This is a genomic window from Stutzerimonas chloritidismutans, assembly GCF_038562055.1.
Lineage (GTDB): Bacteria > Pseudomonadota > Gammaproteobacteria > Pseudomonadales > Pseudomonadaceae > Stutzerimonas > Stutzerimonas chloritidismutans_A.
Genome location: NZ_JBCFXD010000001.1, coordinates 182,334 through 198,452 on the forward strand (window position 1 = coordinate 182,334; position 16,119 = coordinate 198,452).

Sequence of the window (16,119 nt, forward strand, 5' to 3'; positions counted from 1 at the left end):
GGCCTGTATCGGGCCGGAACCACTAACAGTTTAGCGCCCGGCCCAGCGGGCACCCGTGCCCAGCAAAGCGCAACTCCCCGAGCAGCCTGATGCCTCGTTACTTGAGCAAGGCACCCAACCCCATCAGCAAACGCTCTAGCGCGCCCTGATTGTTCTCCAGAACCTTCAAGCCCGCGCTGCGTGCATCTGCGACGCGCTCGGGCTCGCGCCAGAACAGCGCTATCACTGATGCCAATTCAGCTGCATTGCTGACCTCAGCAAGCGCACCGGCATCGCGCAGTTGTGCGGCGATATCGAGAAAGTTGAACAGGTGCGGCCCCGTCAGCACGGGCTTGCCCAATGCGGCAGGCTCCAACAGGTTGTGGCCACCCGTAGGCACCAGGCTGCCGCCGACAAAGGCGACATCAGCCAAGGCGAACAAAAACAGCAGTTCGCCCATGGTGTCGCCCAACACCACCTGAGTCTCGGGCTTCGGCGGTTCAGCGAGGGACCGGCGGACCGTGATGAAACCCTGTTTCCCACACAGCTCATGGACGGAGCGAAAGCGCTCAGGATGGCGCGGCACCAGGATCAACAGCGCATCGGGCCTATCAGCGAGGATCAGTCGATGCGCCGCAAGCAGAATCTCATCTTCACCCATATGAGTGCTGGCACCAATCCAGATCGGCCGCGACATGGCACCCCACTGCTGCCGAAGCTGCGACGCGCGCTCAGGCAGCGCCGGATCGATATTCAGGTCGAACTTGATTGAGCCGGTAACCTGTACGCTCTCCTTACGCGCACCCAACGCCTGAAAGCGTTCGGCCTCGGCGGCGGTCTGAGCGGCGATCAGGCTCAGTTCGGCCAGCATCGGTGCGGTTAGTCGGGCGAAGCGTGCATAACCGCGCGCAGAACGCTCGGACAGACGCGCATTGGCCAGTGCCACAGGGACACCCCGCTTCGCGCATTGATGGATATGGTTCGGCCATAACTCGGTTTCCATCACGACTGCCAGCTTGGGTTGCAGCGCTTGCAGAAAGCGCGCCGCCGCCCACGGTAGATCGTAGGGCAAATAGCAGTGCTGCACCCTATCCCCAAACAGCGCTTTGATGCGCTCAGAGCCCGTCGGCGTCATGCAGGTGACGGTGATAGGCAGCAACGGATAGCGCTCCATCAACGCCCGAATCATCGGCGCCGCGGCAATGCTTTCGCCTACCGACACCGCATGCACCCAGATGCCACCCTGCTGGAACTCCGGCAGCCCTACAGCCAAGCGCTCCCCGATGCGTGCCCGATAAGCCGGTGCTCTACGGGCGCGCCAGAATAGACGCGCAAGCACCAGAGGCAGGGCGAGATGAAACTGCAAGGTATAGAAGGCGCGATTCATGGGCGCGGAGCTTAGCAAAGCGACGGACGCAACGGCCACAGCGAAGCACGAAGCGAAATCCCCTAGCGCCGCACCGAACTTGCCCGCCCCGCAGGAGCCGAATGGACGCAGCGCGAATCTGCACTGCCCAGAACCGGAGACCGTATGACTGGCTATCTCTATCTTGCCATCGCCATTACCGCCGAAGTGATTGCCACCACCTCCATGAAATCGCTGGCAGGCTTCAGTCGCCCGCTACCGCTGTTCTTGGTGATCGCGGGCTACAGCCTCTCATTCTGGATGCTTGCTTTGGTGGTCAGGACGATACCGGTGGGCATTGCCTACGCCATATGGGCTGGCCTCGGCATTGTGTTGGTGAGCATCGCCGCAGCAGTGATCTATGAGCAGAAGCTCGATTTACCGGCGGTGCTAGGCATGGCGCTGATCGTCGCTGGCGTGGTGGTCATCCAGGTCTTTTCCGGCAGTACCGGACACTGAGCCGGATCGGCTGATGTTCAGGGGTGAGCGGTTATACTGCGCGCCTGATTTCTCCAAGAGGTCCCTTCATGTCCGAGTCACTGAGCACCGATGTTCTGATCGTTGGCGGCGGAGTCGCCGGTCTGTGGCTGAACGCACGCCTACGCCGACTGGGCTATTCGACGCTGCTGGTGGACAAGGGTGTGCTCGGCGGCGGACAAAGCGTCAAGTCGCAGGGCATCATCCACGGCGGGACCAAGTACGCACTGAGCGGCGCGTTGACCGGCGCATCGGAAGCCATCGCCGACATGCCACGACGCTGGCGCGAGGCGCTTGCCGGCAACGGCGAACTGGACCTCGCCGGTGTACGCCTGCTATCGGATGCTCACTATTTATGGTCACCCGGCACCCTGACTGGCAACCTCACCAGCTTCTTTGCCAGCAAAGCCGTGCGGTCACGCGTGGGTCAGGTCAAGGGCGGAGAGCTGCCCCCGGCGCTCCAGGATCCTCGCTTCAAAGGCAGGGTCTACCGCCTCAGCGAGCTGGTACTGGACGTGCCCAGCCTGATCCAGCGACTCGCAGAACTGTCCGGCCCAGGCCTGCTGAAAGCCGAGCGAATCGAGCCTCTACAGGAAAACGGCGAGCTCAGCGGATTGATGGTTGACGGTCGTTCGATCCGTGCTCAACGCGTTGTCCTGACGGCCGGCGCGGGGAATGCCGAACTGCTGAATGCGCTGGGCCTCGCTCAGCCGGCGATGCAGAAGCGCCCGTTGCACATGGTCATCGTCAAGGCTCCGACATTGAAGCCTCTGTATGCACATTGCCTGGGCGGCGGTTCCAAGCCGCGCATCACCGTCACCAGCCACCCTGCTGCCGACGGAGAATGGGTATGGTACCTGGGCGGTGACCTGGCCGAAGCCAGCGGGGTTGCGCGCGACGAAGCATCGCAGATTGCCGCCGCGAAGAAAGAGCTGGCCGAGCTGGTGCCCTGGATCGATCTATCGGCAGCCAAATGGGCCACGCTGCGCATCGATCGGGCCGAGCCTGCGCAATCCGCACTGGCCAGACCGGATAACGCCTTCGTCGCTGAGCAGGGCCGCCTGCTGGTAGGCTGGCCAACCAAACTGGCGCTGTCCCCAGACTTCTCTGACCGGGTCGAGGCCGCGCTGCTTCGCGACGGTATCCAGCCGCAACCCTTGACGGCCCTGCCCGAACTTCCGCGCCCCGCGATCACAGGGCCGTTTTGGGAAGGACTGGTCTGATGGATACCACGCTCCACGCCCTGCATCGTCCGTTGGGCAGCACAGGCTTGAATGTGTCGCCACTGGGCTTGGGCACGGTCAAGCTGGGCCGTGATCAAGGCGTGAAATACCCCAGCGGCTTCCGTATTCCAGACGATGCACAGGCGCGCCACTTGCTTGATTTGGCGCGAGACCTCGGCATCAACCTGATCGACACCGCCCCCGCCTATGGCATCAGCGAACAGCGCTTGGGCCCGCTGCTGCAGGGCCAGCGCGATCATTGGGTGGTGGTCAGCAAGGTCGGCGAGGAGTTCGTCGACGGTCTGTCGCATTTTGATTTCTCACCAGCCCATACGCGCTTTTCCGTCGAGCGCAGCCTAAAGCGGCTGAAAACCGACCGTATTGAGCTGGTACTGGTGCACTCGGACGGGCGCGATCTGGAAATTCTGCAGCACAGTGGCGTCTACGAAACGCTCGCGGAACTCAAGCGCGAAGGCAAGATCCTTGGCTACGGCCTCTCGGGCAAGACGGTGGAAGGCGGCTTGTTCGCCCTCGAACAGGGTGACTGTGCGATGGTCACCTACAACCTCAACGAGCAGGCCGAACGGCCGGTGCTCGACTACGCTCAGGCACATACCAAAGGCATCCTGGTCAAGAAAGCGCTCGCCAGCGGCCATGTTTGCCTGAAGCCAGACGAGGACCCCGTACGGCTCAGTTTCGAACTGTTGTTCAGTCATCCAGGCGTAGGCTCGGCCATCATCGGCACCATCAACCCGCAACACTTGTCAGCTAACGTACGCACCGCCGCATCCGTTTTATCCCAACAACAATAAACACGGCCAAACGGCCGCCGACTACAGGAGGAGCCGAATGCCGCGTGTATTGATCCGCAAGAACCCCACCGCCTTCAAGACGCTGCCGCTGCTCGTCGAAGCCAGCCCTGAAGGCTTGAGCTATCAAAGCCTCGGCCGCCCGCTAAATTTCAGCGAGATGCTCGAGCGTCGCCGACCGGTGGCCGTAGACGACCCGAGCCGCTTTAGTCTCGAACTGGCTAACCTCGGCGTATCGGTACGCCTAACGCTCTCTTGGCACGGTCAAGAATACTGGGTGCTGGTGCGCCAGCACCGTCAGGACCGGGGTGACGTAGTGCTCAAGCTGATTTCCGGCTATGTTCCGGCCCACGAGCTCAGCCTGCCGCTGCTCACTGCGATTCAGGAAGTCGCCGAAGAATGTCTGCTGGAAACGCCAGAGGGCTGGCTCGCCGGACGCTTCGGCGAGACCTGGCTACCGGCCCCCTATCAGGGCAGCCTGCGCTACCGCGAGGCGGTGAACTTCAATCTGGCTTCCCTTTCCGGCTCGGCGAGACCAGTGCAGTGCGGGCAGATGACCTTGATGGAGCGCCCGCGAGCCTATGTTCATCTGCCAACGGCTTCCCTGCAGTTGGTGTACGACATGCGCCTCGAATTGCCGAAGGAAACCCGGGAGCTCAGCCTGTTCCATGTCGATGAACGGCTGGAAGACGGCAAGCTCGTTGCCGAGCTGTCCCGCAGCAGGCCCGATCTTTATCTGGTCCCGCTGCTGCAGGGGCGTCCAACTGCCGCGTTGTACACCTTGCGCAAAGGTCAGCCCATTCCGGCCAGCACGCGTGGACTTTGGCTTTCGGAGAGCTTCGCAGCGCAGGATGATTGGGTGGTACGGGAAGAGCGAATCACTTGGCGCGACTGGATCAAGACCCTCGCCGCAGCTGAATCAGGTTGAATTCAGAAGAAGTAGTGCCCAGCTGAGTAAGCTGGGCATACGCTGCGCCTACCGCTTGCGGATCTTTTCTACGATCGCCGTGGTCGAGCTGTTCTCGACCAGCCCGAGCACTTTAACCTCGCCGCCATAGGCAGTGACCAGACCCGCGCCAACAACCTGATCGACGCCGTAGTCCCCCCCCTTTACCAGCACATCTGGCTTGACCTCGGCGAGTAACGCTTCTGGCGTATCCTCAGCGAAACATACGACCCAATCAACCGCGCCGAGCCCAGCCAACACTGCCATGCGCCGATCGACCGAGTTGATCGGCCGGCCCGGCCCCTTCAGACGACTCACAGACCCGTCGTCATTCACCGCGACGATCAAGCGATCCCCTTGAGCGCGGGCTTGCTCCAGATAGGTCACATGCCCGGCGTGCAGGATGTCGAAACAGCCATTGGTAAACACGATCTTCTCGCCGTCAGCGCGTGCATCTTCAATCGCGGTGAGCAGCTGCTCGAGGGTCATGACGCCGCGCTCGGAACCTTCCTCGCGCTGCACTGCACGACGCAGTTCCGGTGCGCTGATGCAGGCTGTGCCCAGCTTGCCTACGACAATCCCGGCCGCGAGATTGGCCAATGCCACGGCCTGGGGCAGTTCCTCTCCAGCAGCAATTGCCGCCGCTAACGTCGAAATCACCGTATCCCCAGCGCCCGTGACGTCGAACACTTCCCGAGCCCGAGCAGGCAGGTGCAACGGCGAATGCTCCGGACGCAACAGCGTCATGCCGTGCTCGCCGCGAGTCACCAAGAGAGCACCAAGTTCCAGGTTGTGCATCAGCGCAGCGCCCTTGGCGACCAGTTCGGCCTCGTCCGCGCAGTGGCCGACAATGGCCTCGAACTCACCGAGGTTCGGCGTAATAACCGAAGCGCCGCGATAGATTTCGAAGTCCTTGCCTTTGGGATCAGCAAGCACCGGAATGCCACGCTTGCGCGCGGCCTGAATCAGCGACTGGTGATTGCGCAGTGCGCCTTTGCCGTAGTCGGAAAGAATCAGCACCTTCACGCCCAGCAACAGCTGCTCGACGTCCTGCAGCAACGCGGCCGGATCGGTGTCGAACGGCTCTTCGAAGTCCATCCGCAACAGTTGCTGGTGCCGGCTCATCACACGCAGCTTGATGATGGTCGGCTGATGCTCGATGGATTGAAAGTGTGCCTGCACGCCAGCTGCAGCCAGGCTATCAATCAGGCTTTGGCGGGCTTCATCCACGCCCGTGACACCAACCAGCGCGGCCGGCGCACCTAATGCCGAGATGTTAAGAGCCACGTTGGCGGCGCCACCCGGCCGATCCTCCACCTGCTCGACCTTGACCACCGGCACCGGCGCCTCCGGCGAAATCCGCGACGTGCCGCCATGCCAGTAACGATCGAGCATGACGTCGCCAACCACCAGGACGGAGGCTTGGTCGAAACGGGGCATGGTGAGTTTCATTGAGGGGCTCCGCAGTTCAAGGTCGCAATTTGTTCAGGCTTGGTCAGATGCGGCGTGGTCGTCCAGTCCCAACGCGTGTAGCCTGGCGTAGTAGCCGTTCATCGCAAGCAGTTCGCCATGGGAGCCGCGCTCGACGATGCGCCCCTGATCCATCACAAGGATCAGATCTGCTTTTTCGATTGTGGAAAGCCGGTGCGCAATCACCAGTGTTGTGCGCCCCTTCATTACCTGATCGAGCGCCGCCTGGATATGCCGCTCAGATTCGGTATCCAATGCCGAGGTCGCTTCGTCAAGGACGAGGATTGGCGAGTTCTTCAGCAAGGCACGCGCGATCGCTAGGCGCTGACGCTGTCCGCCGGAAAGCAGCACGCCATTTTCACCCACCTGCGTGTCCAGCCCGTCTGGCAACTGGTCAATAAATTCCTTTGCATAAGCAGCTTCGACAGCCCGTTCGATTTCCTCGCGCGGCGCACCCGCGAGATCACCATACGCAATATTATTGGCGACGCTATCGTTGAACAGGTTGACCTGCTGGGTCACCAACGCAATGTGCTTGCGTAGGTTCCGTAGCGCAAAGTGCTCTACATCGACGTCGTCGAGCAGAATTTGCCCCTCACTGTGGTGATAGAAACGTGGGATTAAATTAGCCAGTGTCGACTTGCCGCTCCCTGAGCGACCAACAAGGGCGACCATCTGGCCAGGACTAACGCCGAATGAAATATCCTGAAGTACCTGCTTCTGAGTACCGGGATAGGTGAAACTCAAGCCCTCGACTTGCAGCCGGCCACTGACCCGGTCCAGCTCGACCGTACCATCATCGGTCTCCGGAGGCTCATCGAGCTGCTCAAACACGCTTTCCGCGCCTGCTACACCTTTCTGGATAGTCGAACTGACTTCCGAGAGCTGCCGAATCGGCTTCGGGAGCAAACCCGCTGCAGTAATATACGCAACCAAGTCGCCTGCAGTGGCTTCGCCGCGCAGCAATAGCACCAGAAACAGCAGCACAGCCATGGCGGAATAGATAACCAGCTGCAACATCGGCGTATAGACCGCCCCCGTCTTAGTCATGCGCAGCTGCTTATCAGTATTGTCTTGACTGGCTGCAGCAAAGCGTGCCGACTCATAGGTTTCGCCGCCAAAACTGCGGACCACCCGATAGCCTTGAATCGTCTCAGACGCAACGTGCGTCACATCTCCCATTGCTAACTGAATTTTGCCACTTTGCTTACGGAATTTTTTGCTGGCACTACTGACCATTACGGCAATGACGGGCAGGATAGCAAGCATGACCAGGGTCAGTTTCCAGTTCATCCACAGGAGGTAACCGAATAAGAACAGGACGGTAAGCCCTTCGCGAATGACGACTTTGATCGCATCAGTGGCTGCGCCCGTCACCATGGTTACGTTGAAAGTTATGCGGGAAATAAGATGGCCGGAATTGTGGTTATCAAAATAGGGATTTGGCAGGGTGAGTAGACTATTGAATAGGGCCATACGTAGATCATGAACCAATCCGAGCGAAACCTTGGCAAGGTAGAAATTCCCAAGATAGGAGCCGATGCCTTGCCAAAGCGCAATGAGCACCACAAGCAACGGAACGGTCTGCAAGAGCTGTAGGTCACGTAGAAATGGAACAGCGGGAAACGCCACTGCCTTCGGATCCGCAAGCCCGTCAACAAAGTACTTGAGTATTCCGGCAAGCATCGGCTGCGAGGAAGCAAAGATCACATATCCGACGATGCTGAGCGCAAAAAAGCCGATATAAGGCCTTACGTAGCCAAGCAGTCGCAAATAAATTTTCAGACTGGAGGACTGAGCTTCGGTTTGGTCGGTTCTGCTCATCTGCGACTGGACATCCAATTATTAGGACCGCAATTCTAGCATGAGCTTTTCAGGCTATTCCGCTCGACAATAATCGCTTGGACATCATCAGCTGCCGAACAGGTCAGTCGCTTAGGGTAAACTGCGCGTCGTCTATATACAGCCCGGTGCCGCCCTGCAGATGACCCCTCTTTCCCATGATCAATACTGCTCACTGCGTGGCGACGCGGAAGTGGTCGAAGCTGACGGACACGGAGAGAAGGTGTTGCGCTTGGCAGACGGCACGTTCCTTAAGCTGTTCCGGCGCAAGAGGCTCGTTTCTTCTGCTCTGCTCTATCCCTACGCCAAGCGCTTTGCCGACAACATCGAAGTGCTGAAAAACCTAGGCATTGCTTGCCCGAGCGTAATCGGCGTATATCGCATTGCAATGCTTCAGCGGGATCTTGTGCACTACGCGCCGCTGCAGGGAAAGACGCTGCGCCAGATTGATGACCCGACCGAACGCCTGGCGTTACGTGCCCGCTTCGGCGAGTTCGTCGCTGAGCTGCACAACAAAGGAATCTACTTTCGCTCGCTGCATTTGGGCAATGTCGTTTTGGGTGAAAACGGTGTACTCGGACTGATTGATATAGCCGACCTTAGCGCAGGCAGAAAAACCCTCAGCAAGCGTAAGCGACTACGCAACTTCCGACATATCCTCCGCTATTCAGAAGATAGACACTGGCTAATCGATAACGGCGACCGCGTTTTCTTCGACAGCTATGTCCTTCATGCCAAACCCCCTGTCGCGATGACCGAGCTAACTCAACTACTTCCAGACCCTCTGTAATGTCCAACCCTTTGACTTCGAACATCATCAGCCCCGAAACTCGAGCCGTGCGAGCATCCCGCTGGATCATTCGTATGGTCCTACCAGTGGGTTGGCTAGCATTGCTAACCGGACTATTTTGGATCGGCGACCGGTCACTCTTCCACAAGCTCTATTACGCGCTGATCGCAACTCCCGCTTTGATTGCACTGATAATGCAGCCAGTGCTGAGCGCCCGACTGCTCCGTCATCCGATTCTAGTTGCCTACATCGCATTCGCCGGCTACATGACCCTTACGCTCTTATGGACAGATAGCGCTGCGTCAGCTCATTCTCTGATCAAAAGGCCCATCTATGTGCTAGTACTCCTGCTCTCAGCGGCGCTGATGGCTTCGGATCGATCGCAGCTACTATCTAGAACGTTAAGAGTAGCTGGGGTAGCAGCCGCAATTAGCGGAGCACTTTCATATGGATATTTCCTATATAGCGGCCACGGCATACTTGGCAACGAGCGGTTCAGTGGATACGGCGCCCTGTACAATCCGCTACTTAGCGCGCACGTCTACGGTTTCTTCGCAGCGTTCTGGCTCGCATCGTGGTTTGCTGCTCATGAACGCTCGGCAGCGCCGCTGATCTGCCTAGTCTTTCTCAGCGTTGTGATTATAGCTACCGGTTCACGCACTCCGCTTCTCGCGCTTTCAACAACAGCATTGTGGCTCTGCATGCTGAACGTGAATCGCCGGAGCCTAATGGTAATTGTGATAGGACTGATCCTAGGGGCTGGTCTTTTATCTATCGACCCATCGGCGATCATGTCGAGAGGCCTATCTTATCGTCCCGACATTTGGATCGAAGCTCTGAAGCTTGCAAACGAGCAGCCCTTGTTCGGTTATGGCTACGACCACCGATTGTTGCTAGAAATCAAAGGCTCGAATCTTATTTTCAACGACCCCCACAACATTGAGTTGGCGGTGTTGCTAGCGGGTGGGCTAGTGGGTCTGGCTCTGTGGATAGTGTTGTATACCATCGCGCTCATTTACAGCTGGCGCAACCGGAGTAATCCCGCGGTGATGATTGCTTCGGCGCTGCTGATCTTTGGCTTGGTCGCCGGACTCACTGAGGGGCGCGACTTCCTGTCTCGCCCAAAAGAGCACTGGTTTCTGATCTGGATTCCGCTTGCATTAACCATTAGCGCATGGATCGGCGCGAGCAATGAAAAGGGTAACGGCCTTGAAAGTTCTCAGAGGGTTTGAGCGGCGCCTGCGCAAAATAATCAAGAGCTTGCGTGGGCGCCCAGAGATACCGAGATTCTTACGACCCCAGGTACGCTTTCGCGAACGTTATCCAAACTACGAGATAGGTCTAGGAAGTTACGGTATTCCGTGCGTACACGATTGGGACGAGGGCAGTACATTACGCATCGGTAGCTATTGCTCGATTGCTGACAACGTGCAGATATTTCTCGGCGGCCATCATCGTGCCGACTGGGTAAGCACCTATCCCTTCCCCGCGTATCTATCGGAAGCTAGCGATATACGCGAATACGGCGGCACCCGGGGCGATGTAGTGATCGGCAGCGATGTCTGGATCTGCGCCAATAGCACCATTCTTTCTGGCGTGAACATTGGGCATGGCGCGATCATTGCGAACGGTGCAATCGTCAGTCGTGATGTCGAACCTTATGCCATTGTTGCTGGCAACCCAGCCGCGAGAATACGCTGGCGCTTCGATGAGCATATTCGTACCGAACTGCTACACACTGCTTGGTGGGAATGGCCTGAGGAAGAGATACGCCGAATAGTCTCCCTGCTATGCAGCGATGATTTGACTGGCTTTTTAGCTTATGCCCGATCACGCCCCGAGGCTGGAAGTAGCAAGCGGTAAAGCCCACGTAATGTCTTGCCATCCCAAGCGCTTAGCGGCAGTTCGCGCAATAGTTGGCGCGCGAGCGCCTTATCCCGCCGCGCACATTTAAGAAACATCGAATTCCGGTAGTTATTACAGACTGCTGAATACGCAGGATGATCGCTAAATCGCGAGAATGTTAGCAACACATTTTCGACCATGAACGGATAGTTCTTGTAGGTATTACTTCCGTGCACCCGGTACAGCGCTAGCACCTCGCCGAGCACATCGATGAACCAACCGGCTCGTGTAATTTTGAGTTCGATGATGAGATCCTCAAGGCGCACCTCGGAATCAAATCCCCCTACAGCATCTAGTGCCTCCCGGCGGAACAATAAAGTAGCCGCTGGCGAACCGGGTTTGCGGTTGAGAAACACATCTTCGAAATCTAACCGGCGCCACGAGGGCAGCTTATCTTTGCCAAGCGGCGCACCATCAGGGCCGATGCTGGTAACAGAGCCGGCACAAATACCCACTTCGGGCTTGTCGTGCATGTATTCGATTTGAGTGGCTAGCCGGCCAGGTAACATGATGTCGTCAGAGCCGAACGGCGCGACGTATTCACCTGTACTCCGCGCGATAGCAGAATTAAGCGTACGAGAAAGCCCTTGATTTTTTTGAACTTCGAAATCGAAGTCTAGCTCCCCTTGCAATCGCTCTATAATCGCGACGCTTTCATCAGTCGAGCCATCGTCCACTACAAGCAACTCAAGGTTGGGGTAAGTCTGGGCCATCACGCTGCGAATAGATGCTTCTACATAAGGGGCGTGGTTATAAGAAGCGATAATGACGCTGACTTTAGGACAGGGATCGTTGCTTACCAAAATTTCCACCAAGGTTGAGAAGATACGTTAGTGAAAGGGACTGAGACGACCTCAGCAATCTCACGCGCAAGTTTGTCGTAGGCATTCCGCGCCAAGACATGCTCACGACCCCTAACTGCAATTGATTGAGCGAGGCCAGGATACTCGCGAGCCCATTCCAAACGTTCAAGTAACGAAGCAAGATCATCGTATAGCAGCAGATTTACGCCGTCTTCCAAGCCTAACGCCTCCTCTTCTCCCCGACCCTGACGTTTGGCCAAGAGCAAGCATCCGCACGCCATGGCCTCGAAATTCTTCGCCATGTATTCGCTTAGCCCGACATCTGCACTGATGAAAACGTAGATGCGGCTGAGCGTGTCTACGTACTCATCTGCAGTATGGGTACGCATAATCTGCAGCGGCTCTACTTTCGCAAGTGCTTCGAGCAGGGAGCGCCGACCTGAATACGCGGCGCTGCCGAGCCGCCCGATGAAACCCAGTTCAATGTTGCGCTTTTGACTGCGCTGAACCATGCGGGCGGGGTCGAAACCCTTCGGGACGAAATGGGCGTCGACTCCAGCGGCACGCAGATGATTAGTAACGGCAAACCCCGTGCTAATTACCCGCACACCTGGCAACTGTCGGTAGAAGCGAACAAACGCGCCGTTCCATCGAGATCCAGGCATGAAGTCTAGATAGGCGTCTTCCTCGTATAGAGTCAGAGCCGTCAGGGTGCGCAGAAATCGACTCTGAGTGCGTATATGCTTGAACATTAGATCAAGGACGATACGTTCATACTCGCCAGGTGTTATCCCGACAAAATAGCCCCGCAGATCCCGTTGCTGGCTTTTGTCGAGAAAGCGCACATCGACCTGAGTGGGAGCTTGCAGCGACGCCCACAACCTTCGGTTGTCCAGTGCCCGATCAGCGCTGGTAAGAACAAGCACCCGCATTTCAAACTCTCCAGATCGAACGCAAGAATTTGCGGGTATAAGACCAGTGGAATACCACCTTCCAGTCATAGCGCAGCGCTTCTCGGTAGAAGTGCCGCGCTTCTGCGAGAGCCCCCGCACTCTGAAAAGTGCGAAATAGGGACAAGCAGCGCTGAGCCGCAAACGGTCGCCTAAGCGCTTGCATTGACGATGGCATACGCCTATCTGAAAACACCTCGTCGACCAATTTCAACTGCACAGTTCGAGCATGCGTAAGGTTATGCCGCAAGCTGGTGTCATGCTTGTGAATCAGGGCTAACGGATGGTTCAGTACGGAACAAGGGTAGCGAGCAAGCGCCTGTGCAAATACCGGGATGTCTTCGCTGCTGCGTAACGCTTCTGGATAATCACCATGCTCAAACACATCACGGTGCATAGCGCATGCGCCATTAGACAGCGCAAGGGTTTTATCAAGAAGGTAAGCCCGAACTCGGGCACAAGCACTTTCCGGCAACGGATGCACCGAATGCCGGCGCTGACGGCCATCAGGCGAAATAGAACAATGTTCGCCTATGATCATTCGGGACTCTGGATGACGATCAATATGCGCGGCCAGCTGTAGCAATGCGTCAGGCAGAAGCTCGTCATCAGCATCCAAGAATAGAAGGTAACGCCCGTGCGTCCGCGCGATGCCCAGATTGCGCACCGAGGCAGGACCACCGTTCTTTTTATAAATTACCCGCATGCTCGTACCGGTTTCATCCAACAGACGTTCCAAAACGGCAGCTGTGTCATCAGTAGAACCGTCGTCAATAACCAGCAGCTCACCGGCTAAGGTCTGGAGCTGGGGTAGTACGGATTTCACCGCGCGTGGGAGAGTATGGGCATAGTTATAGGCCGGTATAACGACTGAAAACAGCAGTTGCTCAGGATGGTCCTGGTGAGTGTGCGGAGTACTCATCACGAAACGCTCTTATGTTGTCGGACTAGCAGTTCGAATGCCCTCTCGACTCGCTGGACACTGAGAAGGCACTTCCAGCTGTCCCTTAACGCACCGACTGAAATGACAGGCCGAACTACCATGTTTCTGCCCCAGCCAGGCCGCCAACAGGATCCATCGCCTCGCTTGCGGAAGAGCGTTAACACCCGCACGCCCGCAGCCGAGGATCCGAGCATGAAGCCCGGACCGGCAACGGCATCGCCCAGCCCCAGCTTCAACTGACAGGAAGCAACTGCCTGGTCTACCGTCGATACGCTGTCGTCATTTAAAACGCGCATCGGGCCAGTACAGCTCGCAAGCCGCACCAGTACATAGGCCTTATCAGCTCCGACTCGCTGTTCCAGCCGAGGCCGGTGATCTTGGAAGTAAGCCGAGTCACCCCGGAGCGTACCCAAAACTAGAAAATGCTCGGCCAAAATCGCCTTATCAGATACTGCGCTGGTGACGATACTGTCGCAGCCAGAGATGACTAGATCGTACGCATCGGCGATGCCGAAAGTCTTTCCAACCGCTGGGAATGGCAACATCTCGAGGTCGGGCAACCAGGGAGCAAAGCGCGCTAAGTGGTTACTGAGCATCGTTACGCTATAGCCAGCACGTGCTAGGTTGCTGGCTATCACCAGATTCATCAGGCTGTCACCTAACCCCATCGACCGCACTATCGCGAGACGGCAATTGTTAGGCCCAGACTTATCAATCGATGGCGCCCCTCTCGAAGTCAACGTCAACAGCATGCTGGTTCCAGCCAAATTTATTATCTGATCACGGCTTAACAACCAGAACGTCTTCCATGATCAGATACTGCAAATCCGACCCATAGAACATATTCAGCGCGTCGGTCGGCGAGCAGATCATCGGTTCGCCACGGCGGTTGAGCGAGGTGTTGAGCGAGACGCCATTGCCGGTGAGCTTTTCCAACTCGACCATCAGGTCATACCAACGAGGGTTATAGCGGCGCTCAAGCACCTGCGCTCGTGACGTCCCATCCTCATGAACCACTTCGCCGACGCGCTCTTTCCAGCCTTCGTTGACCTCAAAGGTGAAGGTCATGAACGGGCTCGGATGGTCAACCTTGAGCATCTGAGACGCAACGGTATCGAGCATCGATGGGCAAAAAGGCCTCCAGCGCTCGCGGAACTTGATTTGCTCGTTGATCCGGTTGGCCACGCCCGGAACGCTCGGACAACCGATAATTGAACGGCCACCCAGCGCGCGCGGGCCGAACTCCATACGGCCTTGAAACCAGGCTACCGGATTACCGTCGACCATGATCTGCGCGATCCGCTGCGGCATGTTGTCGATTTGCTGCCAGGTCGGCTTGCTCGGATGGCGGGCGCATGCTGCGATGATGTCTTCGTTCGAGTAAGACGGGCCGAGATAGACGTGCTCCATTTTCTCGACGGGCACACCACGTTGATGTGAGACATAAGCCGCCGCGCCTACTGCTGTTCCTGCATCGCCTGAAGCCGGCTGGACAAAGAGCTCTATGACCTCGTCGCGGGCGATGATCTTCTGGTTTAGCTTGACGTTCAACGCACAGCCACCGGCGAAGGCGATCTTGCCTGTTTCGCGAATGATGTCGCCCAGGTAATGGTCCATCATCTGCAGCGCCAGCTTCTCGAATAGGGCCTGCATGGCAGCGGCATAGTGGATGTAGGGGTCGTCGGCGATATCGCCTTCGCGCTTCGGCCCCAGCCACTCGATCAGCTTGGGCGAAAAGTAGTAGCCCTTGCCCTTTTCCTTGAAGCGGCGGAAGCCAATAACGTTGGCGTAATCAGTGTTGATGACCAACTCGCCATTCTCGAATTTGGCCAGTCGCGAAAAATCATACTTGGAAGCATCGCCATACGGCGCCATGCCCATGACTTTGAACTCACCGTCGAGCATCTCGAAGCCAAGGAATTCGGTAATCGCGCCGTAGAGTCCGCCAAGCGAATCCGGATCGTAAAATTCTTTTATCTTATGGATGCGGCCGTTCTCGCCATAGCCGAAAAACGTCGTGGCGTACTCACCCTTACCATCGATACCCAGAATTGCTGTTTTCTCGGTGAAACCGGAGCAGTGATAGGCACTCGATGCATGAGCCAGATGATGTTCAACCGGCTCGATCTTTATCTTCTTCAGATCGAATCCCAGTTGCTGCAGGCACCACTGGATTCGCTTGTGGTAGCGCTTGTAGCGGCGATTGCCAAACAGAATGGCATCTAGCGCTCGATCCGGCGCGTACCAATAGCGTTTGGCGTAATGCCAGCGAGCTTTCTCGAGGATGCTGATCGGTGCAAACGGAATGGCGACCACATCGACATCGGCAGGTTTGATACCAGCCTGCTCCAGGCAGAATTTTGCTGATTCGTACGGCATGCGATTTTTCGCATGCTTGTCGCGTACGAAACGCTCTTCCTCTACGGCAGCGATCAGCTTGCCGTCAATGTAGAGGGCGGCGGATGGGTCATGACTGAGGGCGCCGGAAAGGCCGAGAATTGTCAGTGCCACTGTAAAAAGCCTCTTGAGAAAAGCAGCCTAGAGCTCAAAGCCGGAGGCTCGGAGCAATAGCGCGTT

The 16,119-nt window shown here is 57.4% G+C and carries 15 protein-coding genes; 7 read left to right on the forward strand and 8 right to left on the reverse strand.

Going from position 1 to position 16,119, the window contains the following annotated elements; translation table 11 throughout:
• Window positions 1-97 precede the first annotated feature (97 nt).
• A complete protein-coding gene (gene waaA, locus AAGW23_RS00860; protein ID WP_342404441.1) occupies window positions 98-1,366 on the reverse strand; it encodes a lipid IV(A) 3-deoxy-D-manno-octulosonic acid transferase in 1,269 nt (422 codons plus the stop codon).
• A gap of 144 nt (window positions 1,367-1,510) precedes the next feature.
• Here waaA and AAGW23_RS00865 point away from each other — a divergent pair, with 144 nt between their 5' ends.
• The 4 genes from AAGW23_RS00865 to AAGW23_RS00880 all read left to right on the forward strand — a co-directional run bounded on the left by AAGW23_RS00865 (window position 1,511) and on the right by AAGW23_RS00880 (window position 4,821).
• Complete coding sequence (locus tag AAGW23_RS00865; RefSeq protein WP_342404443.1) at window positions 1,511-1,843, forward strand: DMT family transporter; 333 nt, start codon at window positions 1,511-1,513, stop codon at window positions 1,841-1,843.
• A 68-nt stretch (window positions 1,844-1,911) separates the two neighbouring features.
• Window positions 1,912-3,084: an NAD(P)/FAD-dependent oxidoreductase gene (locus tag AAGW23_RS00870; protein WP_342404445.1), complete on the forward strand. Its 1,173-nt coding sequence runs from the start codon at window positions 1,912-1,914 to the stop codon at window positions 3,082-3,084.
• Complete coding sequence (locus AAGW23_RS00875; RefSeq protein ID WP_342404446.1) at window positions 3,084-3,896, forward strand: aldo/keto reductase; 813 nt, start codon at window positions 3,084-3,086, stop codon at window positions 3,894-3,896. The genes AAGW23_RS00870 and AAGW23_RS00875 overlap by 1 nt, the downstream gene beginning before the upstream one ends.
• A 37-nt stretch (window positions 3,897-3,933) precedes the next feature.
• Complete coding sequence (locus tag AAGW23_RS00880) at window positions 3,934-4,821, forward strand: metal ABC transporter ATPase (RefSeq protein WP_342404448.1); 888 nt, start codon at window positions 3,934-3,936, stop codon at window positions 4,819-4,821.
• Between the two features lie 48 nt (window positions 4,822-4,869).
• Here AAGW23_RS00880 and hldE read toward each other — a convergent pair whose 3' ends face one another.
• Both hldE and msbA read right to left on the reverse strand, forming a co-directional pair.
• On the reverse strand, window positions 4,870-6,291 hold the full coding sequence (hldE, locus tag AAGW23_RS00885; protein ID WP_342404449.1) for a bifunctional D-glycero-beta-D-manno-heptose-7-phosphate kinase/D-glycero-beta-D-manno-heptose 1-phosphate adenylyltransferase HldE: 1,422 nt from the start codon (window positions 6,289-6,291) through the stop codon (window positions 4,870-4,872).
• Between the two features lie 33 nt (window positions 6,292-6,324).
• Complete coding sequence (gene msbA, locus AAGW23_RS00890; protein WP_342404450.1) at window positions 6,325-8,133, reverse strand: lipid A export permease/ATP-binding protein MsbA; 1,809 nt, start codon at window positions 8,131-8,133, stop codon at window positions 6,325-6,327.
• A 160-nt stretch (window positions 8,134-8,293) separates the two neighbouring features.
• Here msbA and AAGW23_RS00895 point away from each other — a divergent pair, with 160 nt between their 5' ends.
• The 3 genes from AAGW23_RS00895 (at window position 8,294) to AAGW23_RS00905 (ending at window position 10,804) form a co-directional block, all read left to right on the forward strand.
• Window positions 8,294-8,941 carry a toluene tolerance protein gene (locus AAGW23_RS00895; RefSeq protein ID WP_342404452.1) on the forward strand — a complete coding sequence of 216 codons (648 nt, stop codon included), beginning with the start codon at window positions 8,294-8,296 and terminating at the stop codon, window positions 8,939-8,941.
• On the forward strand, window positions 8,941-10,173 hold the full coding sequence (locus AAGW23_RS00900; RefSeq protein ID WP_342404453.1) for an O-antigen ligase family protein: 1,233 nt from the start codon (window positions 8,941-8,943) through the stop codon (window positions 10,171-10,173). Before AAGW23_RS00895 ends, AAGW23_RS00900 begins: the two co-directional genes overlap by 1 nt.
• Before the next feature lie 196 nt (window positions 10,174-10,369).
• Window positions 10,370-10,804 (forward strand): CatB-related O-acetyltransferase, encoded by a 435-nt coding sequence (locus tag AAGW23_RS00905; RefSeq protein WP_342404454.1) that lies wholly within the window; start codon window positions 10,370-10,372, stop codon window positions 10,802-10,804.
• Here AAGW23_RS00905 and AAGW23_RS00910 read toward each other — a convergent pair.
• The 5 genes from AAGW23_RS00910 to AAGW23_RS00930 form a co-directional block, all read right to left on the reverse strand.
• Complete coding sequence (locus AAGW23_RS00910; protein ID WP_342404456.1) at window positions 10,762-11,649, reverse strand: glycosyltransferase family 2 protein; 888 nt, start codon at window positions 11,647-11,649, stop codon at window positions 10,762-10,764. The two genes, AAGW23_RS00905 and AAGW23_RS00910, sit on opposite strands and share 43 nt — an antisense overlap.
• Window positions 11,643-12,581, reverse strand: coding sequence for a glycosyltransferase (locus AAGW23_RS00915; RefSeq protein WP_342404457.1), 939 nt, complete (start codon window positions 12,579-12,581; stop codon window positions 11,643-11,645). Before AAGW23_RS00915 ends, AAGW23_RS00910 begins: the two co-directional genes overlap by 7 nt.
• 1 nt (window position 12,582) lies before the next feature.
• Window positions 12,583-13,521 carry a glycosyltransferase family 2 protein gene (locus tag AAGW23_RS00920; RefSeq protein ID WP_342404458.1) on the reverse strand — a complete coding sequence of 313 codons (939 nt, stop codon included), beginning with the start codon at window positions 13,519-13,521 and terminating at the stop codon, window positions 12,583-12,585.
• On the reverse strand, window positions 13,521-14,189 hold the full coding sequence (locus AAGW23_RS00925) for a hypothetical protein (RefSeq protein ID WP_342404459.1): 669 nt from the start codon (window positions 14,187-14,189) through the stop codon (window positions 13,521-13,523). The genes AAGW23_RS00920 and AAGW23_RS00925 overlap by 1 nt, the downstream gene beginning before the upstream one ends.
• A gap of 133 nt (window positions 14,190-14,322) precedes the next feature.
• Window positions 14,323-16,053: a carbamoyltransferase gene (locus AAGW23_RS00930; RefSeq protein WP_342404460.1), complete on the reverse strand. Its 1,731-nt coding sequence runs from the start codon at window positions 16,051-16,053 to the stop codon at window positions 14,323-14,325.
• Window positions 16,054-16,119: the final 66 nt, after the last annotated feature.